Annotated in this window: 19 protein-coding genes and 2 pseudogenes; 13 read left to right on the forward strand and 8 right to left on the reverse strand. The window is 55.9% G+C overall.

The features are described from left to right. Positions 1 to 2: 2 nt before the first annotated feature. The 6 genes from arcS to GAH_RS03085 form a co-directional block, all read right to left on the reverse strand. On the reverse strand, positions 3 to 1,559 hold the full coding sequence (gene arcS / locus GAH_RS03060; RefSeq protein WP_048094635.1) for an archaeosine synthase subunit alpha: 1,557 nt from the start codon (positions 1,557 to 1,559) through the stop codon (positions 3 to 5). After that, positions 1,546 to 2,973: a tRNA guanosine(15) transglycosylase TgtA gene (gene tgtA, locus GAH_RS03065; RefSeq protein WP_048094636.1), complete on the reverse strand. Its 1,428-nt coding sequence runs from the start codon at positions 2,971 to 2,973 to the stop codon at positions 1,546 to 1,548. Before tgtA ends, arcS begins: the two co-directional genes overlap by 14 nt. A gap of 134 nt (positions 2,974 to 3,107) precedes the next feature. After that, positions 3,108 to 3,746 carry a cytochrome c biogenesis protein gene (locus GAH_RS03070; protein ID WP_048094637.1) on the reverse strand — a complete coding sequence of 213 codons (639 nt, stop codon included), beginning with the start codon at positions 3,744 to 3,746 and terminating at the stop codon, positions 3,108 to 3,110. Positions 3,747 to 3,810: 64 nt separating this feature from the next. After that, positions 3,811 to 5,019: a threonine ammonia-lyase gene (gene ilvA / locus GAH_RS03075; RefSeq protein ID WP_048094638.1), complete on the reverse strand. Its 1,209-nt coding sequence runs from the start codon at positions 5,017 to 5,019 to the stop codon at positions 3,811 to 3,813. A 10-nt stretch (positions 5,020 to 5,029) separates the two neighbouring features. Continuing rightward, positions 5,030 to 6,601: a tRNA uridine(34) 5-carboxymethylaminomethyl modification radical SAM/GNAT enzyme Elp3 gene (locus GAH_RS03080; protein ID WP_048094639.1), complete on the reverse strand. Its 1,572-nt coding sequence runs from the start codon at positions 6,599 to 6,601 to the stop codon at positions 5,030 to 5,032. A gap of 69 nt (positions 6,602 to 6,670) precedes the next feature. Further along, entirely contained in the window at positions 6,671 to 8,305 is a 1,635-nt protein-coding gene (locus tag GAH_RS03085; protein ID WP_052747732.1) for an AMP-binding protein, read from the reverse strand. A 236-nt stretch (positions 8,306 to 8,541) separates the two neighbouring features. On the opposite strand from GAH_RS03085, the gene GAH_RS03090 reads away from it, so the two are divergent. The 8 genes from GAH_RS03090 to GAH_RS03125 all read left to right on the forward strand — a co-directional run bounded on the left by GAH_RS03090 (position 8,542) and on the right by GAH_RS03125 (position 15,985). Continuing rightward, a complete protein-coding gene (locus GAH_RS03090) occupies positions 8,542 to 9,099 on the forward strand; it encodes a hypothetical protein (protein ID WP_048094640.1) in 558 nt (185 codons plus the stop codon). 148 nt (positions 9,100 to 9,247) lie between these two features. Further along, on the forward strand, positions 9,248 to 10,330 hold the full coding sequence (locus GAH_RS03095) for a thiolase C-terminal domain-containing protein (protein ID WP_048094641.1): 1,083 nt from the start codon (positions 9,248 to 9,250) through the stop codon (positions 10,328 to 10,330). A gap of 4 nt (positions 10,331 to 10,334) precedes the next feature. Continuing rightward, positions 10,335 to 11,462, forward strand: coding sequence for a thiolase family protein (locus tag GAH_RS03100; RefSeq protein ID WP_052747733.1), 1,128 nt, complete (start codon positions 10,335 to 10,337; stop codon positions 11,460 to 11,462). Positions 11,463 to 11,501: 39 nt separating this feature from the next. Then, complete coding sequence (locus GAH_RS03105) at positions 11,502 to 11,957, forward strand: Zn-ribbon domain-containing OB-fold protein (RefSeq protein ID WP_084632254.1); 456 nt, start codon at positions 11,502 to 11,504, stop codon at positions 11,955 to 11,957. Then, positions 11,954 to 12,418, forward strand: a complete 465-nt coding sequence (locus tag GAH_RS03110; protein ID WP_245604073.1) for a MaoC/PaaZ C-terminal domain-containing protein — start codon at positions 11,954 to 11,956, stop codon at positions 12,416 to 12,418. The genes GAH_RS03105 and GAH_RS03110 overlap by 4 nt, the downstream gene beginning before the upstream one ends. Positions 12,419 to 12,420: 2 nt before the next feature. Then, complete coding sequence (locus GAH_RS03115) at positions 12,421 to 13,605, forward strand: acyl-CoA dehydrogenase family protein (protein WP_048094643.1); 1,185 nt, start codon at positions 12,421 to 12,423, stop codon at positions 13,603 to 13,605. 121 nt (positions 13,606 to 13,726) lie between these two features. Continuing rightward, complete coding sequence (locus GAH_RS03120; protein WP_048094644.1) at positions 13,727 to 14,524, forward strand: hypothetical protein; 798 nt, start codon at positions 13,727 to 13,729, stop codon at positions 14,522 to 14,524. Positions 14,525 to 14,650: 126 nt separating this feature from the next. Further along, positions 14,651 to 15,985 carry a CaiB/BaiF CoA transferase family protein gene (locus GAH_RS03125; protein ID WP_048094645.1) on the forward strand — a complete coding sequence of 445 codons (1,335 nt, stop codon included), beginning with the start codon at positions 14,651 to 14,653 and terminating at the stop codon, positions 15,983 to 15,985. Here GAH_RS03125 and GAH_RS10770 read toward each other — a convergent pair. Next, a complete protein-coding gene (locus GAH_RS10770) occupies positions 15,975 to 16,148 on the reverse strand; it encodes a hypothetical protein (RefSeq protein WP_169745325.1) in 174 nt (57 codons plus the stop codon). The two genes, GAH_RS03125 and GAH_RS10770, sit on opposite strands and share 11 nt — an antisense overlap. Here GAH_RS10770 and GAH_RS11090 point away from each other — a divergent pair. Beyond that, positions 16,072 to 16,353: pseudogene (locus tag GAH_RS11090) on the forward strand (CoA transferase); the annotation flags it as partial. The gene GAH_RS10770 and the pseudogene GAH_RS11090 overlap by 77 nt on opposite strands. 73 nt (positions 16,354 to 16,426) lie before the next feature. Next, positions 16,427 to 17,296, forward strand: a pseudogene (locus tag GAH_RS10285) (CoA transferase); the annotation flags it as partial. Positions 17,297 to 17,353: 57 nt separating this feature from the next. Here GAH_RS10285 and fhcD read toward each other — a convergent pair. Beyond that, positions 17,354 to 18,247 (reverse strand): formylmethanofuran--tetrahydromethanopterin N-formyltransferase, encoded by an 894-nt coding sequence (gene fhcD, locus GAH_RS03135; RefSeq protein WP_048094646.1) that lies wholly within the window; start codon positions 18,245 to 18,247, stop codon positions 17,354 to 17,356. A 139-nt stretch (positions 18,248 to 18,386) separates the two neighbouring features. On the opposite strand from fhcD, the gene GAH_RS03140 reads away from it, so the two are divergent. The 3 genes from GAH_RS03140 to GAH_RS03150 all read left to right on the forward strand — a co-directional run bounded on the left by GAH_RS03140 (position 18,387) and on the right by GAH_RS03150 (position 21,009). Then, complete coding sequence (locus GAH_RS03140) at positions 18,387 to 19,370, forward strand: DUF128 domain-containing protein (RefSeq protein ID WP_048094647.1); 984 nt, start codon at positions 18,387 to 18,389, stop codon at positions 19,368 to 19,370. A 113-nt stretch (positions 19,371 to 19,483) separates the two neighbouring features. Continuing rightward, positions 19,484 to 20,539, forward strand: a complete 1,056-nt coding sequence (locus GAH_RS03145) for a TAXI family TRAP transporter solute-binding subunit (protein WP_048094648.1) — start codon at positions 19,484 to 19,486, stop codon at positions 20,537 to 20,539. A 53-nt stretch (positions 20,540 to 20,592) separates the two neighbouring features. After that, complete coding sequence (locus GAH_RS03150) at positions 20,593 to 21,009, forward strand: DUF1850 domain-containing protein (RefSeq protein WP_048094649.1); 417 nt, start codon at positions 20,593 to 20,595, stop codon at positions 21,007 to 21,009. Positions 21,010 to 21,016: the final 7 nt, after the last annotated feature.

The following is a 21,016-nucleotide window of genomic DNA, read 5'->3' on the forward strand; positions in this document are numbered from 1 at the left end:
CCTCAAACACCTCCCCTGTACTTCCTCCTCGAAACAACGGCCTTCCCGTCCACCTCGCCCATAAGGCTCCCCGGGATGACCGCCTGACCCACTCCAAAGATTGAGGAGCTGTAATAAACCACCACGTCGTTTGGCCTTATCTTCTCATCGGCCTCGATAACTCCCCTGGAGAAGATCATACCTTTAACGTCGAACTCGTCGATCCTGACCGCGTAGATACCCTGCTCCACCAGAAACTCCGCAAGCTTGCCGTATATGTCGAGGTTGCCGTACCTCACGTCCACCCTCGCCACCCTTTCTCCTCGCGAGAAATACTCGAGGTTGGGGTACCTGCCCCTCACGCCGTCGACCTCAAACTCAACGCCGAACTGGTATGAGAGCATGTGCCTGAAGATCTCGTGATACAGGTCGAACTCCACCTTCCCAGACCTCTCGAGAACCCTCCTGAGCTCCCCGTAATCTTCAACAAACACTATATCCTTGCCAGCAATTTCTCCGGCCTTCTCAGCCACCCTCCTGTACCCCCCGTGCAGAAACGCCACAACGCTCTCAAACCTCGTGAGCATTTCCGCCAGCCTCTCGGCAACGAACTGCACCTCCCATTCGCTCCACATCCCTGTGGTAGGGGTGTCGTAGGAGAGGATTGGATAAGTCAGCTCCAGCTCCCTTGGAGCAACGAAGGGGGAGGAGATTATTATCTCGTTCACGCCCCTTATCGCTCTCCCGAGCCTGCTCCTCAGTTCCCTGTGAGTCTTGGAGAGGGAGTAGGGTTTTCTCGCTGAGCACGGGATGAGCAGGGCTGTTGGAGAGCTGGGGCTATAGATTTCGAGCATCCTTTCGAAGTAGTACGCAATCTCGGGCCTTGCAAACGAGTCCTCGGATGTAGGGTAAACCTTGGATCTCCTGAACCTCGCAAAGGGAAGATCTCTGCCTGACGAGTCAACTATCCTCAGCATGGCCGTCGTCTCCGGGTTCGCTTTTGCCCTCACCTCCACCAGCTCCCTCAGCCTTTCAGCCTTCAGCATCGCCCTCGCAAGCCTCACCTCCCTCTCTATGGCGATGGTGTTGTGGTCTGTGAGGAAGTGGAAGTCCGAGTCGTAGTCATCCCTGCTTTCACATGCCCTGCATCTGCACGGCAGCTCGTTTAGCGAGCTCAGGTTAAAAGACCCTGATTCGGTCAGGTAAACACCCTCCGCAGCGCTCCTCAGCGCTATGGCGTTGTCAACGATGTCCGCGCCGAGGTAGATTAGCAGGGAAGCGTTCTGCGGTGTCGCGAGTGAGGGCAGGTAGAGGGGCGAGGGATCGGACTTTCTGAATGAAACGATCCTCTCCACCAGACTCCTCGGAAGCTGGGAGGTCAGAACAAGCTTCCTCACCTCTCCCTCCCTCACAAGCGCCTCATATGCTTCGGGCATCAGCTCCCTCGCGACCTCTGGAGGGCGTCTTTCAACGAGGTCTGCAAGCTCCCCGGGGCTTCTGAGGTCGATCATGTGGGGCGTTATTGCTCCATTCAGCTCTCCGAGCCTCGCAAGCCCGTCCTGCTTCTCAATCCTGAACATTAACGAACCTCCTCCACCTGTCGTCCAGCACCAGCCTTATCCTCTTGTCCCTGTGCTTCTCCATGAACCTCCTCAGCCCCTCTGCCGCAACCTCATACGCCTCGTCCTCTACATCATCATACATCTCCGCGTGTCCGGCTGGATAGCTCTCCATGAGCTCGGCTGGAACAACACCAAACGCCGGGCGGAGGTAGAAGTCCGCTTTAACGCCGGGATCTGAGGAGATGACTATCTCGTCCTTATCCACCTTAACGTTCAGAACCCTCTCGTGGTGTCTTCTGATCGCTGGCCTGTAGAGGCTCTCCCTCCCGAGGTAGAAGAAGACGCGCTTCATTGAGGGGTCGTGCCTCTCCATGACGTCTATGAAGTTTCTGATCTCCCTCCAAGCCTGAACGAGGTAGGGGTGAGCCCTTATCCTGTTCTCCACGAGCTCGAAAAGCTCGTTGCTCTTTATCGCCTGCTTGACCCTCCTGATCTCCTCGAAGCTCACGTAGAGGTTGTGCTCGGCTATGAGCCTCGCCCTCTCCCCCTTCTCCATCCTCCTGAGCTCCTCGGGTGTGTGCGACAGGCAGACCGGGCATGAGCAGGGGAAGTACTGCAGCTCCTCGAGCTTTAGCGTGCCGCGAGGCGTGAGGTACCTGTCGTCCTTGGCGAACAGTGCGTAGGCAGCGGAGTCGAAAAGATCCACGCCCATCGCCGCGTAGAGGGCGAAGATCATCGGATGCCCCGCGCCGAAAAGGTGCACGGGCCTTGCGGGCGTGAGGACAGACTTGGCAGTCAGGACGATTTTTGCCACATCAGAAAAGCGGTAGGTGTCGAGGAGTGGCACGACAGCCCCAACAGCGAAAACGTCCCCGTTTATGCTGTTCGCAGCCTCCGCAGACCTCTTCCTCAGGTCGAGGTGCGTGGAGCCCTGAATGGGTATAGACAGGAGGTTCTCATGCCCGTAGCTCTCATGAATCTCCTCAGCCTCCCTCTCCCTCCTGATGGTCTCCTCAAGATCCTTTCTCGCCGTCTCATGCTCGGCATCAGGCGGGGTTGGGATGTCGAGAGGGGTGACTATGTCGCTGCCTATCTCGTTCTGGAACCTCACGATCTCCTCGTTTGTCACCTCAACGTCGCCGTAGACCATCAGCTGAAAGCTCCCGCTGTCGGTCATCACTGGCATGTCCACACCAAGCAGGCCGTGCAACCCTTTTTTCAGCGCCCTCTCTCTGAGGTTCCTGCTCCGGTAGATGATGTAGGAGTTCGTGATCATCATCTCCGCCCCGTACTTCCTGAGCTCGTGAGCGGGAATGAAATCGATGTTCGGATTTATGACGGGAAGAAGAGCGGGAGTCTCAACAGTCCCGTGGGGAGTTTGAAGCCTGCCAATTCTCCCCATCGCGTCTTTCGCCACTATCTCAAAGCGCATGGAAAAAATAGCTCAGGGAGTTTAAAAATTATTTGAGGAGCTTCTCGATGTCCATGGCCTTCTTCAGCGTGAGCAGAAACATGGCCAGAACTATCAGCATTACAAGGCTCGACGCGAGAAATACCGCGGTGTAGTCACTCACCCATAACCACCTCCTCAAGCTTGTCCAACCTGTAGTTGACCATGAGGTAAGCGATGAAGAGCAGGATGAAGGATGTTATCGCAATCCCGAGGGGCATGCCTATCTTAACATCAAGCGCCTCGACCTTGGGGTGCAGGGAGAAGAAGATCTGGGAGGAGAGGTAGCTGAGGGGCACGGTGATGTAGGCGAAGATTGAGTAGATGGCAGAGGTTCTGGCCCTGTCTGAGGGAGAGTCTATGCTCTCCCTGAGGGCGAAGTATGCGGCGTAGACGAACCACAGGATGAGGACGGTGGTCTCCCTCGGATCCCAGTTCCAGAACGTGCCCCATGCAACGTTTGCCCACACGCTTCCGCTCACGAGGGCGGCAGTTATCAGAAAGAACCCGCCCTTCGCGGAGTTTTTAGCGATGATGTCGAAGCGGTGGTCGTTCTTCAAAAGGTAGAGGATGGACGATATGAGAGTTACCGTGAAGGCGAAGAAAGATGTGATCGCCGCTGGGAGGTGGAAGAAGATTATGCGGTAGTTGTCCCTAAGAATCGGTGACGGTGAGGACGGGAGCGACATTGCGTTGTATATCGCGAAGACGAACATGGCGACAGCAATAACCGCGAGCACCGCCTCCTTTTGCATGATCTGTGTAGCTCAATCAGGTTTAAAAAACTAACCCGGCAGTTCTTTGCAGGTACTGAAAAATTCACATTCGCTCAAAGGTGTAGCCCCTGCCCCTCAGCTCCTCGAGGATTCTGTCCAGAGTCTCTGAGGATTCGACCTCCACGACTATCTGAAGGGCGGTATGCCACGCAGGTGCTCTGAGGTCCTCCCTGTGGTGGATCACGTCGATTATGTTGCCCCTGTGAGCCGCAATTATTCCTGTTATCTCGCTGAGCTTTCCGGGGGAGTCGGGAACGTAGCCCCTTATAACCGCCAGCCTTCCGGAGTTCGCCAGACCCCTGATTATAAGGCGGTAGATGGCTGTCAGGTCGATGTTGCCGCCCGAGACCACCACAGCCACCCTGCCGTCCACATCCAGCCTGTCGCTCAGAAGAGCCGCAACTCCGGCCGCACCCGCACCCTCAGCGAGAACCTTCTCCCTCTCGAGCAGGAAGTGAATTGCCCCGGCAATCTCGTCCTCGCTAACCGCGATCACAGAGTCAACAAGCCTTCTGACGATCTGAAACGTCGTCTTGCCGGGTCTTTTTGTGACGAGACCGTCGGCAATCGTTGGCCTTATCTCAACCCTCTCGATTCTGCCCGCCTTCAGAGACGTTCTGAACTTTGGGGCATTTTCGGGCTCAACACCGACAATCCTGACGTCAGGGTTGATTTTTTTCAGCACCGCCGAAATTCCGGAGATCAGCCCTCCACCGCCAACAGGCACGACTACAACGTCCACATCTCCAAGCTGCTCGGCAATCTCCAGCCCAACTGTTCCCTGGCCCGCTATGATGTCCGGGTCGTCGAAGGGGTGAACGAACGCGAAGCCCCTCTCCTCGGCTATCTCCCTCGCCCTCCTCTCCGCATCGTCGTAAATTGCCCCGTGGAGCACCACCTCAGCTCCAAGCCTCCTCGCAGCCTCTACTTTAGCTATCGTCGCGAACTCGGGCATGACCACAACGCACTCGAGCCCGAACACCCTCGAAGCGTACGCAACACCGAGCGCGTGGTTTCCGGCAGACGCTGCCACAACCCCCTGCACGTCATTCCTGATCTTGTAGACCTTGTACAGCGCACCCCTTATCTTGAAGCTCCCAGTCTTCTGCAGGTTCTCGAGCTTCAGGAAGACGTCAGCCCCAAGGGCCTCGCTCAGGGCGTCGCTGTAGTCAACTGGAGTCAGATAAACGTGCTCGGAGATTACCCTCCTCGCCTCCTCGGCGCGTGCCGCTATCTCCTCCACCAGATCCATACCCAACACCTCACAGCCTCTTCACCATGTACTCGAACTCCCTTGCGTATCCGTGCCTCCTGTAGTACTCCCTCACCCCCACACCGCTTATGACCGCAATCCTGTCGTACCTCTCCCTCGCAATCTCCTCTGCCAGGCTCAGCAGTCTCTCTCCAAATCCGCGATGCTGAAATGCCCTTTCATCCTTCAGGCCAATTCCAACCGCCTTCCCGTAAACGTGAAGCTCCCTTATCAGTGCCGCATCTTCAAGCACGTCTATGAACGGCCTGTCAGGGAACCTCAGCCTTATGAACCCCACAAGCACCTCCCGGGACGGATCCTCGAAAGATATGAAGAACTCCTTCCCGTCACTGGCCTCATACTCCCTTACGACCTCCTCAAAGTCCTCTTCCACATAACCTCCGAGTTTGTGACCAGCTTCCCTGCACCTTATGCATCTGCACGAGTATCCCATTTCCCTAAGCCTTTCATGCACGAGCTGCCTGATGTTCCCCTTGTCGAGCCCTATGGCCCTGTCAACCGGAATGTCGCGCTGTATTCGCTGAATCCTGACGTACTCGGGTATGTACCTCTTCGCCCTCGCTATAAGCTCCACAACCTCATCAGTTGTGTATGGCCTGTACTCGCCCCTCTCATACATCTCGTAGAGCTTCGTGCCCCTAACGACGAGTGTGGGGTAGATCTTCAGGTAGTCCGGCCTGAAGTCCGGGTTTTCGAAGAGCGTCCTGAACATTTTCAGGTCTCTCCTGAAGTCTGAGCCCGGCAGCCCGGGCATTATGTGGTACCCAACCTTGAACGCAGAGTCCCTCAGCCTCTTCGTCGCATCAACGACGTCCTGAACTCCGTGCCCCCTCTGGATCCCCTCGAGAACGTCGTCGTATATACTCTGAACTCCGAGCTCGACCTTCGTCCCTCCAAACCTGAGCATCTCGATTATGTGCTCCTCTCTTGCATAATCCGGCCTTGTCTCGAACGTCATGCCCACGCATCTCGCCCTTGCCCTCTCGTTGTCCCTCTTCGCCTCCTCGAGGTCGCCATACCTCCTGACCTCGCTTTCAAAGCTGTTCAGGGCCGAGTAGATTCCGAGGATGAAGCGCTCCTTGTACTCCCTCTCCCTCGCCGGAAACGTTCCCCCCATCACGATTATCTCAACCTTGTCCACCTCGTGTCCAATCTCCCTGAGCTCTCTAAGCCTCGCCATGACCTGATCGAAGGCATCGTAGTTGTGCTGCCTCCCTCTCTGAGCGGCAGGCTCAAAGCCGATGTAGCTCTGCGGGGTGTTGAACTCCACGCCTCCCGGGCAGGGAATGCACCTGCCGTGTGGGCATGGGGCTGGAGAGGTCATGACGCTCACAACAGCGACGCCGCTTATCGTTCTGACAGGCTTGATCCTGAGAATATCTCTGAGAAGATCGTAGAGAGGCTCCCCTTTGACCGCTTTTAACACGTCTGCGTCTGATGGGATGCTTCTTAGCCCGTACCTCTTGGCCACACTCTTCTTTATCCTTGCCACCTCACGCTTGTCAGCTCTTCCGAGTTTCGCGATCTCCACCGCCATCTCTCTGAGGGCTTCAGCGGTCATTCCCGGTAAATTGGGTCGGAAGGGTTAAAAATGTGACGGGGGGTTTCAGGATTTCGTGAAATAAAGGGTTCACCTCGCCCCGAACCTCTGCCTCCAGTCCGGTATCTCCCTGTCCCTGTCCCATCCATGATCCTCTCTCCCCCTCTCCTCTTCCTTGAGCTGCCACTTCTTTATCCTGCCGGTGGGAGTGTAGGGGAAAGTCTCCACGAACTCTATGTAGCGGGGGATCTTGAAGTACGCCACCTTTCCCGCCATGTACTCCACAATCTCCTCCGGCTTTATCTCCACACCCTCCTTTGGCCTGATGAACGCCTTGATCTCCTCCCCCCTGAGCTCGTCCAAGACTGGAATGACTGCCACGTCCTGAACCTTTGGATGGCTCTTTATGACATCCTCAATCTCCCAGCTGGCTATATTCTCCCCGCTCCTCCTGACTATGAACTTCTTGCGGTCGACGAAGTACAGGTAGCCGTCCTCGTCCATCGTGACGAAGTCCCCGCTGTAGAGCCACCCGTTTCTGATCGTCTCTGCCGTCCTCTCCTCATCTTTCCAGTACCCCAGCATCTGGGCAGGGCTCTTCCTTATCAGCTCCCCAACCCTTCCCCTCTCCACCTCTTTTCCGGTCTCGTCAACCACCTTCACCTCATGCCCCAGATCCGGGAACACGGGCACTCCAAAGCTCCCTATCTTCTTGTAGGGGTGTGGAGGGTTCAGGCATGGCAGGGGCTCTTCGGTCTGGCTGTACCCCTCGAGCACCTCAACCCCAAACCTCTCCTCGAACTTCAGCCAGATCTCCTTGGGCATCCCGCCTATTATCACGTACTTTGCCGGATTGTCCCTCTCGAACTCTGTAGGAGGTAAAGCGTAGAGTATGTTCGCCATCGACCCAAGAAGGTTGAAGGCGGTTGCTCCATAATTCGACACATCCTCCCAGAACTTTGAAGCTGAAAAAATGCTTCTCAGGGTTATTTTTCCACCCGCAAACATCATGCCGAGGCTTGAGTAGATCTGGGCGTTGATGTGGAAGAGAGGTAAGCCGGTGTAGTCGTTATCCTCCTCGCCAATCATCCACAGGGTGATCGCCTTTGCTGAGAGGGTATATGAGTAGTTGGACAGCACGGCACCCTTTGGCAGCCCCGTTGTGCCCGAGGTGTAGATTATCGCCATCGGGTCATCTTTTGAGACGCTAACTTCAGGATTCCTCGATGAGCCGTCAAGCTGGTCGAGAGTCGTGTACTCCGATGAGTCCCCCCTAACGATTATTCTCTCGAGGTGAGGAAGCTTGTCCTTTATGCTCTCCACGATGGGGAGCAGGTCTTCCTCGACGATGATTGTCGAGGACTCGCTGTTGCCGATTACGTGTCTGGCGTCAAGCTCCCTGTAGAACCAGTTCACCGGGACTTCAATGGCCCCAATTTTGGCACATGCATAAATGCAGCGGAGGTAGTCCAGAGAGTTTCTGAGGTATAGAGCGACCCTGTCCCCCTTTTTAACGCCCAGATCCATCAGCGCGTTCCCGATTCTGCTGGCATCCCTGTTAAGCTCCCCGTAGCTCATCCTCTCTCCGGTATCCGCAAAAATTGCGTAGGTGTCGCTGCCCTTACGCCTCGCCGCAGCCTCAACCGCCTCCTTTACCGTATCTGCTTTTGCCATCTCCTCAGGAAGGTTTCTGACCGCGTAGCTGTATGTCGGCCATCCGGCCAATTTTCCCTCCCCAACGACAAAAGAGATGATACCACCTCCGGTTCAGCTAATGTAACGATTATTTATGAGCAAATACAAATCCTTTGAGCCGGCAATTTGAGCATGCCTTGCTCATGCCTCAAAAACGATTTGTCAGGGCTTCTGGAAAAGGCTGACGGCCAAAAAGCCCCTTCAGTGGTGAAACAAGATGCTTGAGACTCCGAAAATCTTTTGAAGTAAATTGTAAATTAATAATCATGCCAAAAAGACGGCTGCAGACAACTCTCAGTGATAACGCATTCAGGATCATCGAGAAGTACCGCTCGAAGTACGGCGGGATGAATGAGGTGATTGAGGAGGCGCTCAAGCAGATGGACAGCGGTTCCAACAGGCTGAGCGAGGACGACAGGCTTCTGATGGATCTGATAAGGAGCCTCGACTTCACCGCATGCGGGAAAAACCAGTACATGTACCTTGTTCTCGGGGACAGGAAAAGGGCGGTCGAGGAGAGCATGATGGAGACCGCTGTTGAGTGGTACCTGAAAAAGCCACTGAAGGAGGCGACCCTCGAGGAGTTTCTGAGGACCGTGGAGAGGGGCTGGAAGGCGCTTAACCGGGTGGACTACATCGAGATCACGAGGGGCGAGGACTGGATTCAGTGGCTCTGCTACCACACGATGAGGCACAGGGAGGTGAGCGAGTTCCTTGCGAGACACATCACCCTCATCTACGAGAAGTACTTCGCCGACGAGTGGGAGATTGTGGAGAACATAACTCCCAACGGTTTTCTGCTGAAGTTTTACCGGAGGAGCTAATTCGGGCTGTAGGTTCTCGAGTGTTGTTGAATAAATTTAAAGCTCTCCATCACCGCTGCCCATACCATACTCACAAATGCTCACACGTTTTTGACAAACCGTTTTGTATTTGCTCATAAATAATCGTTACAGTAGAGAGGTGTTACCTTTGAGGGTCGGCATTGTTGGCATCGGCATGACCAGTTTTGGCACTCATGAAGAGCCCTTCTACAACGTCGCCTACGAGGCTGCCAGAAAGGCTCTGGAAGATGCTGAGATGGAGAGGCACGAGATAGACAACGTCGTTCTTGGAGGGTATGACGTCTCGGTGGGCAGAACGATCTCAAACATGTACACCGCACCGGCAGCAGGTGGCTACCTGAAGGACGAGATAAGGGTGAGCGACGATGCAGCATACGCTTTGGCCTTAGCGTACATGCGCATAAGATCCGGCATCTTCGACGTTGCGATGGTTCTGGGCTACGGCCACTGCTCTGAGACGCCGATGGAGCTGGTCGAGCTGCTCACTCTCGACCCCTTCTTCCATCGCGACCTCGGCCTTTCGTACCAGATGAGCTACGCAATGCAGAGCTACACCTACAAGGTGAGGTATGACGTTGAGGACGAGGTTTCGGCAGAGGTGGTGGCTGAAGCGAGGAAGAGGGCGTTGAAGTATGAGTACGCACACCTGAAGGAAGAGGTGACGGTCGATGAGGTTCTCAGCTCTGAAATGGCCGTGTTCCCGCTCAGAAAGCTTGAGCTACCACCATGGAGCGATGGATGCATTGCCCTGATTCTGGCCGAGGAGACGGTTGCGAGGAGGATAAACCCCGAGCCCATCTGGATCGAGGGACTGGGCTGGAACACTGGAAACTACTATCTGGGAAGCAGGGATCTGGCAGAGCTCACGTCAACCAGAAGGGCCGCTCAGATGGCATACAGAATGGTCGGGTGTGATGCCAGAGGTGTCGATGCTGCCGAGGTCATGGATCTCACCCCCTACCACCACCTGATGTCCCTCGAGGCACTGGGATTTGCTGAAGACGGCGAGGGAAAGGAGGTTGTGAAGACGGGCATCCCCGTTAACAGATCGGGAGGGGCGCTGTGCACCAACGCCCACGGCACCACAGGCTTATTCCTGACCGCAAGCTTGGCCCTGCAGATCAGGGAGGGAGCTGACAGGGGTGTCACCAGCGCCGTAAGCGGGTACGCTGCCCAGAACTCGATCGTGACTGTTCTCGGAGCGAGGTGAGAGGATGAAGAGGGTAGCTGTCGTGGGAGTTGGACAGACGAGGTTCAGAACCAGAAGGGACGACAAAACCCACCCGGAACTAACGCGAGAGGCGGTCTCAAGGGCATTGGACCACGCGGGCATCTCAATGGAAGACGTTGACGCCTTCGTCTTCGGAACGATGGATCCATTCGACGGGATAAACTGCCCAGATCGGTGGAGCTCCACAGCTGCAGGATTCGGAAAGCCATTCATGAAGATAAGTACAGGCGGAACCACAGGCCTGACGACCGGAATCGCTGCCTACCAGCACGTGGCAAGCGGAATGTTTGATGTTGTCGTTGCGGTTTGCACCCAGCGCGTGGGGGAGAATGTCGATGCCCAGCCTGTCCTGAACACTGCCGTAGACCCGATCTACGAGGGGCACTCCGGGGTTGGGGCCATAAGCGTCGCTGCAATACAGGCCACGGCCCACATGCAGAGGTTCGGCACAACCGAGGAGCAGATGGCGTGGGTTTCCGTGAAGGATCACGAGAGTGCCCTGAAAAACCCTTACGCCCACATCAGGAAGAGGTTGAGCGTCGAGGACGTGCTCTCCAGCCCCGTCATCTCCTCTCCCCTGAAGCTCTACGAGTGCTGTCCGAGGAGCGACGGCAGCGTGGCGATCGTCTTCGCATCCGAGGAGAGGGCGAAGGAGATCAGGGACAACCCGGCGTGGATTCTCGCCGAGTCTTCAATAAGCGACTCCTACTTCGTTGGCGACCGCCCGGATCTTGCGGTCTGGGATTCGCTGAGCATAGCTGGAAGGAGACTGTACAGGCTTGCAGGCGTGGACGATCCAAAGAGGGACATAGACGTTGCCGAGCTCTACTCCCCATTCACGATTCAGGAGATTCTCGAACTCGAGGCTCTGGGCTTCGCTGAAAAAGGAGAGGGTGCGAGGCTCGCTGAGGAGGGGGTTACCTTCGCTGACGGAGACATGCCCACAAATCCTTCAGGCGGGGTGCTCTGCACCAACCCCATAGGGGCCACCGGACTGGTGAGGCTCGGCGAGGCTTCACTTCAGGTTATGGGCGAGGCGAGCAATCAGGTCGACGGGGCTGAGGTTGCCTTAGCCCACGCATGGGGGGAACGCTGCAGTTCCACGCCCTAATGCTCGTTTCGAGCAATAAGAAGCTCGGGAGGTGATGTTATGGTTTTGAAGATCGAGGCGAAGTGGGAGATTCCCTACGTGCATTCCGCTGGTGAGCACGCGACGAGGTTCTTCGAGGCGCTCAAGGAGAAGAGGATTCTGGGGGTGAGGTGCCCCAGATGCGGAAGGGTGCTCGTGCCGCCAAGGGCCTTCTGCGAGCGCTGCTATGTCGATACAGACGAGTGGGTGGAGGTCAAGGACGAGGGGGTGATCGAAACCCTCACCATCAACTACGCCCGCTTTACAGGGCTGCCAGAACCCCCATATGCTGTGGGCATAGTGAAGCTCGACGGAGCGGACACGGGAATGCTGGCCTACCTCGGGGGCGTTGACCTCTCAGACTGGAAGAAGGCCCATGAGAGGCTTAAGATCGGGACGAGGGTCAGGGCGGTCTGGAAGGACGAACCAGAGGGCAGGATCACGGACATCCTCTACTTCAAACCTGTGGAGGAATGACGGGGATGATGGGGGAGGGCTGGTACTTCGAGGACTACGAGGTTGGAAGGGAGATCAAAAGCAGCTCGAGAACCGTAACCGAGGCAGACATCGTCAATTTTGCGGGGATAACCGGGGACTGGAACCCCATCCACACCGACGAGGAGTTCGCCAAGAAAAGCGTTTTCGGGAGGAGGGTGGCCCACGGAACGCTCACCTTCGCGATAATGACCGGACTGTTCGCCAGACTCGGGATCATCGAGAGGACGATCGTCGCATTCTACGGCGTTGACAGGCTTCGCTTTGTGAAGCCGGTCTTCATCGGGGACACGCTCACGGCTGTGGCGAGGATCGTGGACAAGGAAGATAGGGGAAATGCGGGCATGATCGTGATGGAGGCCAGCGTCGTTAACCAGCGCGGTGAGGTTGTCCTCACAGGCACCGTCAGGTTTCTTGTAAAGAAGCGTGGAGAGGTGGGCTGAGCATGGACTTCAGGCTTACGGAAGAGCAGAGGATGATTGCAGACGCGGCGAAGGACATAGCGAGGGACTTTCCTCCAGAGTACTGGAGGGAGAAGGACGAGAAGGGTGAGTTCGCGGAGGAGTTCTGGAAGGCCATAAGCAGGGCTGGTTTTGTCGGCATAGTGATCCCCGAGGAGTACGGCGGAGCAGGAATGGGGATGACTGAACTGCTAATAGCGATGGAGGAGCTCTGCGCAAATGGCTGTGGAGCGGGGGGTGTGTGGTACCTCGTTCTGACAGAGGTCTTCGGTGCCCTGCCCATTGTTAGGTACGGAAACGAGGAGCAGAAGGAGAGGTACCTGCCGGAGATTGCGAAGGGCAGGATGGAGTTCTGCATGGCTCTGACCGAGCCGAACGCCGGCACGAACACGCTCAGGATAGAGACCCACGCAAGGAAGGAGGGGGATGAGTATGTGATCAACGGCACGAAGATGTTCATCAGCGGTGTTGACAGGGCAAAGGGTATGCTCCTCGTGGCAAGGACGATCCCCTACTCTCAGGCTCCGAAGAAGACGCTGGGAATAACTCTCTTTCTCGTCGATCTGCCCAACAAAGCCGTTAAGTGGAACCCCATACCCAAGCACGGAATAAACTTCTCGAAAACCTGCGAGGTCAGTATCTCCGACCTGAGAGTTGGAGAGGACGCGATACTGGGCGAGAAGGACAGGGGATGGTATCAGGTTCTCGACGTCCTCAACCCCGAGAGGATGAGTGCTGCAGCGGGAGCAATTGGCATATCCAGACTCGCCATAGGAAAAGCCGTGGAGTACTCGAGGCAGAGGAGGGTGTTTGAGGATCCCATCGGCAGCTATCAGGGACTGCAGTTTCCCCTCGCCGAGAGCTTCGCCACCATAAAGGCTGCGGAGCTGATGATGTTCAGGGCCGCGTGGCTGTACGACAACAGCGCCAGCTACAAGGAAATCGGAGATGCGGCGAACATGGCAAAGCTCGTTGCAATCGAGAACGCAATAAAAGCAGTCTACTGGGCGATGCAGACCTTCGGCGGTTATGGCTACACGAGGGAGTACGACGTTGAGAGGTGGTGGAGGGAGGTGAACCTGCTCCGTCTCGCCCCAATAACCCAGCAGATGGCTCTGAACTACGTGGCCGAGCACATTCTCGGAATGCCCAGAAGCTACAGGGGCTAAAGCCCTTATTTTTAGTTTTAAAGGCCAAAAAATAAAAAACCATCATAAAAACGCATTAATAAAATACAAAATTTGGAAATATTTGGATAGCAATTTATACAACCTGAGCACAATTTCAGTCATGACCAAAAGAATTCTGAATCTGGGCTACGTGAGGGATGCCTCCGTCGACAATTACGACCCGAACGAAGAGTACAGCCTGATATCCGCCAAGGACAGCAGCATCAGGCCCGATCCGGAAATGGCAGCCACTGGGGTGGACATTGGCCTGATGCGCCTCCACATCCACAATGCCCCGGAGAGGAGGAGGTTTCTCGGCCTGCTGCCCGATAAAAGCTACGAGATAATGGTGACATTCTCCGCAGTCCACATTCACCAGCGCGATGACAGTGGCAGGGACGTGCTGAAGGTGAGGTACTCCAAGTTCTTCAACATAGACAAGGAGGACTCCGCGGGAGGGTTCACATACAAGAAGATGTTTCAGAACCTGAAGTTCAAGAGGAGCCTGAGCCTCGACGTGAAGCTGACGGAGATCGACAACAAGATTGTCGACCCCGACCCTCTTGAGAGTCTGCTCGAGGACACCGGCATAGGTACGGTGCTCGACCTCGCCCCATACAACCCGAAGGAGTACATACTGCTGGCCTCAAACATAATCTCGAAGATTCAGGAGGTTTTCGGTGTGGATAAAGCCGGAGACGACCCGCTGTGGGACGACACATTAGTTCTCGAGCCAAAGCCAACCATCCCCGGAAGCTACAGGCTCCGCGAGGGGTTCTATGCGATTGTAGAGGAGTACCCCGGATTCGACTTTGGAGAGATCGTTTACAAGAACAACGCACTCTACCAGCGTGGAAGCGAGAGGGAGATCCCTACGAACTACCTCGTCTTCTCCATAGGAAAGAGCCTGCCCTCTTGATTTTTTAGACCGACGTGCTGGCATTTCTCATTTTTTAATGCTCACACGTGCTCATAAACGCTGAAAAACGTTATTTATGAGCTCATCATAATTAATCGTTAAATTATTCGGGAGGTGGATGGAGGAATGAACGAGGACTATTTTGGCTGGACTGAAAGGCTGTTCGATCCGGAGCAGACGTTTCTCAAGCCAGAAGCGCTCAGGGGAATCAGGGTTCTGGACCTCTCCCAGGTTCTGATAGGCCCCGAGACCGCGTCGCTCTTTGCAGAGTTCGGGGCAGAGGTCATCAAGATCGAGCCACCGGGGATGGGAGAATTGCTAAGGAGCGTTGACATCTGGTCCAGATTCTGGAAGGGGCACAGTCAGGGGGTGATGTGGGTTCAGAGGAACAAGTACTTCTTCGGGCTGAACCTCAAGCACCCCAAGGGAAAGGCCATCTTCTACGAGCTCGTCAAGCAGAGCGACATAGTTGTGGAGAACTACGTGCCGGGGGTTATGGACGAGCTGGGCGTTGGCTACAGGCAGCTCAGAGAGATCAATCCAGAGATCATCTACATCTCCATAAGCGGGTTCGGACAGTGGGGGGAGAGATGGAACTGGCCGAGCTGGGATGCTACGGCGCAGGCGGCGAGCGGAGCCTCTGCGGTCTCCGGCTATCAGGAGAGGGTTCCCGCAAAGCTCCCGTACTACCCCGGAGACATGCTCGGCGGGGCTGCAGCCTTCATGGTTGGGATGGCAGCACTCTACCACCGGGAGAGGACGGGCGAGGGCCAGTACATAGACGTAACCCAGGCAGAGAACCTCGCAAGGCATCTCAGCTTCATCTGGAGCTACGTGGCAAAGAAGGGAGAGGACTGGAGAAGGCTGGGGAACAGGGACGCGAGCATCTCTCCCGCAAACGCCTTCAAGTCCGCCGATGGAAGGGTTGTCACCATAACAGCCCTGACGGACGGGCAGTTCAGGGGGCTCTGCGAGGCGATGGGTAGAGCGGAGCTTGCAGAGGACGAGCGCTTCGCCACGCTTCCTGCGAGGCTCAGGAACAGGGACGAGCTGGAGAGGATCATCGAGGAGTGGGTGTCCAGAACTAACTCCGAGGAGATCGTCAGGCTCTCAGCAGAGCACGGCTTCTCAGCAGGCGTCGCAAGGAACGGGATGGAGGTGTATCAGGACGAGCATCTCAGGGCAAGGGGAAGCGTGTGGTTCTACGACGACCCGATGTTTGGTGAGATGGTCGCTGCTGGCTCGCCCATGAAGATGAGCGAGACTCCCGGCAGAATAAAGTGGTCAACGCACCCAGTTGGCTACCACAACCGCTACGTCCTGAAGACTCTGCTGGGGTTCAGCGACGACGAGATCGAGGAGCTGGAGAGGGAAGGGGTCATCGGGTACTGGGCCGACTTCATCGGCAGGAAGCCACCCGAGGGAGTTGACCCCGAGAGAGACCCCATCTTCATGTGGTGATGCCTATGGAGTGGCATGAGGTTTCGAAGCAGTATTTCGAGGTTGAGAGGGCCAGATTCAAGAAGGGGCCCCTCGAGGGAGTGGTGGTGTTTGACATAAGCCTTGCGAGCCCCGCTGCCACCTTCGCATCATCCGTGCTGGCGGAGATGGGGGCGGAGGTCATAAAGGTGGAGCCTCCTGATGGCGATCCCCTGAGGAAGCTCACGCCCTTCGGGGAGTACTACTTCGACGGAACCGGACTGCCCTTCGCTGTGGAGGGGAGAAACAAGAAGTACATGACCCTCGATCTGGAGAAAGAGGAGGGAAGGGAGCTTTTCAAACAGCTCGTCCTGCATGCTGACGTCGTCATCGAGTCCTTCCCGCCCGGTTATGCGGATGAGCTCGGCATAGGCTACAGGCAGCTGAGAGAGATAAGGCCGGAAATAGTGTTACCTCGCCTTCTCAGCCTACGGCCATTTCGGGCCAAAGGCAAAGGAGTTCGCCAGCGTGCCGGACTCGAACCTTCTCGGCGTGGCGATGTCGGGCTACATGATGGCCAACCGCGAGCTGCCGGAGGCCGGGGAACCCTACAACCTCCCCACAGCCCCGGGATTCTGGATGGCGACGAACCTTGCAGGCATATACGGCGCTGCGGGAGTCGTTCTCGCCCTGTACCACAGACTGAGGTCCGGAAGGGGGCAGATGATCGACGTGACATCCATAGAGGCCATGAACAAGATATCTCTCCAGCTCATCTGGAGCCACGCGTTCAACGAGCCCCTTAACGTCGGGGTTCTCCCCTTGGACTATGCCGTCTTCCCCTACGCATACTGGAGAACCAAGGACGGTTACGTCTTCGCCGCAGGCTTCACAGACCCCAACTTCACCGCCCTCGTGACCCAGCTTGGAAGGGAGGACTTGCTCGAGAAGTACCCCAACGTGTTCGCCAGAATCAAGCTTGAAAACCAGAAGGAGCTTTACCGGGAGCTGCAGAAGGAGTTCGAGAAGTACACCTTCGAGGAGCTGGTTGAGAAGATGCTCAAGTGGAGGTACGAGGGCAGAGAGGGAGTTGCTGTGTACTCGAGGATTGCAACGCCTAAGGAGGTTCTGGAGGAGAGCTACTGGAGGGAGAGGGAGGTCTTCAGGGAGATGGTCGACAGGAGGTATGGGGAGATTACAGTGATAAACCCGGTCTGGAAGCTCAGCCAGACTCCCTTAAAGCTCAAATGGCTGGCAAAGAAGGCTGGAGAGGACAACTACCACGTATACAAGAGGTTTCTTGGTCTGGGAAGGAAAGAGCTCTCAGACTTAAAGAGCGCGGGGGTGATTTAGCCCACATTTTTTATCATTTTTATAACCTGTTCTCGCCCGAAAAAATAAGTGAAGGGGTTAGAACAGCTCGTTCAGATGGATGAGGTGCTTTCCGAGCTTTCCACCGTAGTTTCCTGCCGTTATCTTCACGACTCCCGGAATCTTTGTCGCCGCCTCAATTCCGACCCTTGTGGCCTCCTTCACGGCCTCAATGCTTATTCCGTTGATGACGATTTCGTAAATCGCCTTGACCCCCTCGGGAACCTGCGTGTCCGGAACCTGCCCCCTTATGCTCGGCGCAAACTTCTCATTTGTCGTGGCGTTGAGGAACTTGTACTTGTTCGCCCCAACCTTGGAGCCCGACGCCACGATTCCTCCCGGGAAGGGCGTTATCGCTCCCTCAACATCGGCGATGGCCTGAACCGCGGCCTTCGCAGCGGCAAGAGCCGAGGGCTGGGTCTCACCCATTATGAAGAAGTTTCCTCCCGCAATGCCGTTCACGTAGCCAATGTCGTTCTCGATCAGGAAGTCACCCTCCATCATTGGAATTGCCCACATCTTCCTTCCGCCAACGTCCACCTGCTTCTCAAACCCGTCAGCGAAGAACCTGAGCTTGTTGCCCGTGTCGAACTTCTCCTCCGCATCGGGCAGACCGTTGAACACGGCCGTTGTTGGTGCGGTGAGGACGCACTGCCCGAGTCTCGCAAGCAGCTGCTGCTCCAGACCTTTTTTGCTCATGTGGCAGATCTGGATGTAGTAGCCCGGCCTGCCGTCCGGGGTTTCCGAGGGCAGAGCTTTCTTCTCGATTCCAGCCTCAGCCGGGCACATGATGACCGATGTTCCAAAGCCGGTTGCCTCATTTGCAGCTACATAGGCCCAGTCGTAGTCGTAGGCCGTGATCAAAACCCTCGCAATCTTTATGTCAAAGGCCTCTGCAAAAGTCTCCTCAACCTCAACGCCGTTTACCTTCATTAAAACCACCCACGGGAGGTTCTGCAAAAAACAATATTAATCTTTTGGAATTTCACGGTCGCGCAGCACCTTTCATCCGTGCCACCTTGACCCGTAATGACATAAGCATTTTTATACTATCCCATGGCTTTTAACCTCAATGAGACCCGTCACAGAGAACCCAGTTCTATACAACATCCTCAAGATTCTCGCCAACTCCGACATGCCGCTCGGGGCAAAGAGCATATCGGAGAAGCTTCAAGAGAGGGGTTTCAGCGTAAAAAAGGAGACCGTCCAGTACTACCTCAGAATGCTCGACGAGCTCGGCCTGACGTACAAGAGGGGTCTCGCCGGGAGAGTGATATCAGAGAAGGGGCTCGAAGAGCTGAAGAGGGGGATGATTCGCGAGAGGATCGGCTCGTTCATAGAGACGAGAGAGGAGTATGCCTACCGGGCAAACTTCGACCCTGCAAGGGGAAGGGGTCTCGTCAGCCTCAACGTGGGGGTTGTGGAGGAAAAAGACCTCAACATATCCCTCGAGCTCATAAAGAGGTGCGTTGAGGTAAAGATGGCGATGAGCCCTCTGGTGAAGATATACGAGAACGGGAATGGGAAGCTGAACGTTCCCGACGGGAAGGTTGGGATAGGGCTGGTAAGCACCTCCGTGATAGACGCAGCACTCATAGGGAGCAGGATAAGCGCCACGCCAACCTTCGCGGGGGTTCTGCAGTACCTCGACTGGAGGCCCATGAGGTTCGTGCACGCGATCTCATACTACGGCTCCACCCTCGATCCGGTAGATCTGTTCATAAAGAGCGGGCTCTGCAGCGTCAGGGATGCGGTCGAAAAGGGGTACGGCACGATTCCCGCGGATGTGAGGGAGATACCGATGATACTCAGGAGAAGGGCGATGGACGTTCTGAAGATGCTCGAGAAGGCCGGGATAAACGGCGCAGTTTACGTGAGCGGTGCTGAGAGCGACGCCCTTGGCATTCCGGTGAGCAACTACCGATCGGGCGTTGTCGTCATCGCAGGATCCACTCCGCTCGCGTACCTGATGGAGAAGGGTATCGAGGTGGACATACGAATCCTCGCCTCATACGAGAGGTTTGAGAGGCTGGAGAGAATTGATGAGCTCGTTTAGGACAGATCCCTCGTGATTTATCATCGCAAATTTTATATACCTTTAACCGACTCAGTATTTTTAAACCCCATCATGGGGGGCGTGTTTTTGCTTGGTAAGGCAGAGGTGATTGGATGAGGTCAAAGGCATATCTGGCCCTGATGTTGGTTCTCGCAGTTGGTGTGGCGCTTGCCGGTTGCGCACAGCAGCAGGAGAAGCCTGCTGCAACGCCCACGCCAACACCGCAGAAGGCCGAGGGAGTAAAGATACCCAAAACCGAGGATGGAAAGTACATCATAACCATATACACCGGCTCAGGCCCCGGAAGCGTTTACTTCGCCGTTGGCTCGATGTACGCAAAGGTTCTGAACAAGAAGAGCGACATGATCGAGGCGAAGGGAGTTACGAGCGGTGCGAGTGTCGCAAACGCCAAGGCAATTGGCAAGGGTGAGGCTCTCGCAGCCATAATCCAGAACGACGTCACCTACTACGCGTGGAACGGAAAGTTCCAGTTCGAAGGAAAGCCGGTGAAGGAGCTGAGGGGAATTGGCACGCTCTATCCAGAGCCCGTGCAGATAGTGGTGAGGGCTGACAGCGACATCTACAGCCTCGAAGACCTGAGGGGCAAGAAGGTTGTGGTTGGTGCTGCAGGCAGCGGTGTCGCGGCAACGGCCGAGAGGGTTCTGAAGGCTGCTGGAATCTGGGACGACATCGAGCCCGTGTATCAGACCTTCAGCGAAGCGGCTCAGAGCCTCGTTCTCGGACAGGTGGATGCCGAGTTCACGGTCATAGCCTATCCAGCTCCGGCCATAGACCAGATCGCTGTTAAGGTTCCCGTAAGACTGCTCCCGATTCCGGATGAGGTCGTTCAGAAGCTCCACGACGAGGGATACCCGTTCTACGTGAAGGTTACAGTCCCTGCAGGCACGTACAACGGGCAGGATGAGGACGTGCAGACGATTGCCGTGAAGGCGACGCTTGCAGTCCACAAGGACGTGCCCGACGAGGTTGTCTACGAGATGACAAAGATCCTGTACGAGAACATAGACGAGCTCGCCAAGGCTCATCAGGTCGCGAAGCAGATAGATATGCACAAGGCGTTCGAGGGGCTCATGATCCCGCTGCACCCCGGAGCGATAAAGTACTACGAGGAGCAGGGGATTACGGTACCAGCGGAGCTCAAGCCGTGAGGTGTCTCTGATTGAATAAACGCCATCCATTTTTATTTTTGTTTTTGGCCCCCTTGGCGGCGGTTCTTGCATTCCGTCCCGTTCACGTTCTCGAAATCACGTTTAACGATTTCAATCTCCTCGTTCCCCTTTCGGGAACATCCACGCTGTCAGTTGAGTACACCCACAGCGTGTCCCTCACCAAGGTTGTTGACGTTTACAGAATCAATGAAAGCGGAATTTACGCGTATGAGGAGAAGTGGCAGGAGTTCCTCGCGGGTCAGCCCCTGAACGGAAGCCCCGAGGGAGAGTTCTTTGTGAAGAGGCTTGACAAAAGCCTCGGAAAGGAGTGGATGTACTGGTTCATAGAGGTTAACCACTTCAGGCTCGTGCTGGACGGAAGGCCCGTCTTCGAGCAACCTGCCGAGGACGGACTTCTGGTGATTAGGGTTAAGGAGGTTTCTGCATTCAAGGCGCATGCGGGGTGGTAGAGTGACG

The sequence above is a fragment of the Geoglobus ahangari genome (genome assembly GCF_001006045.1).
Classification (GTDB): domain Archaea; phylum Halobacteriota; class Archaeoglobi; order Archaeoglobales; family Archaeoglobaceae; genus Geoglobus; species Geoglobus ahangari.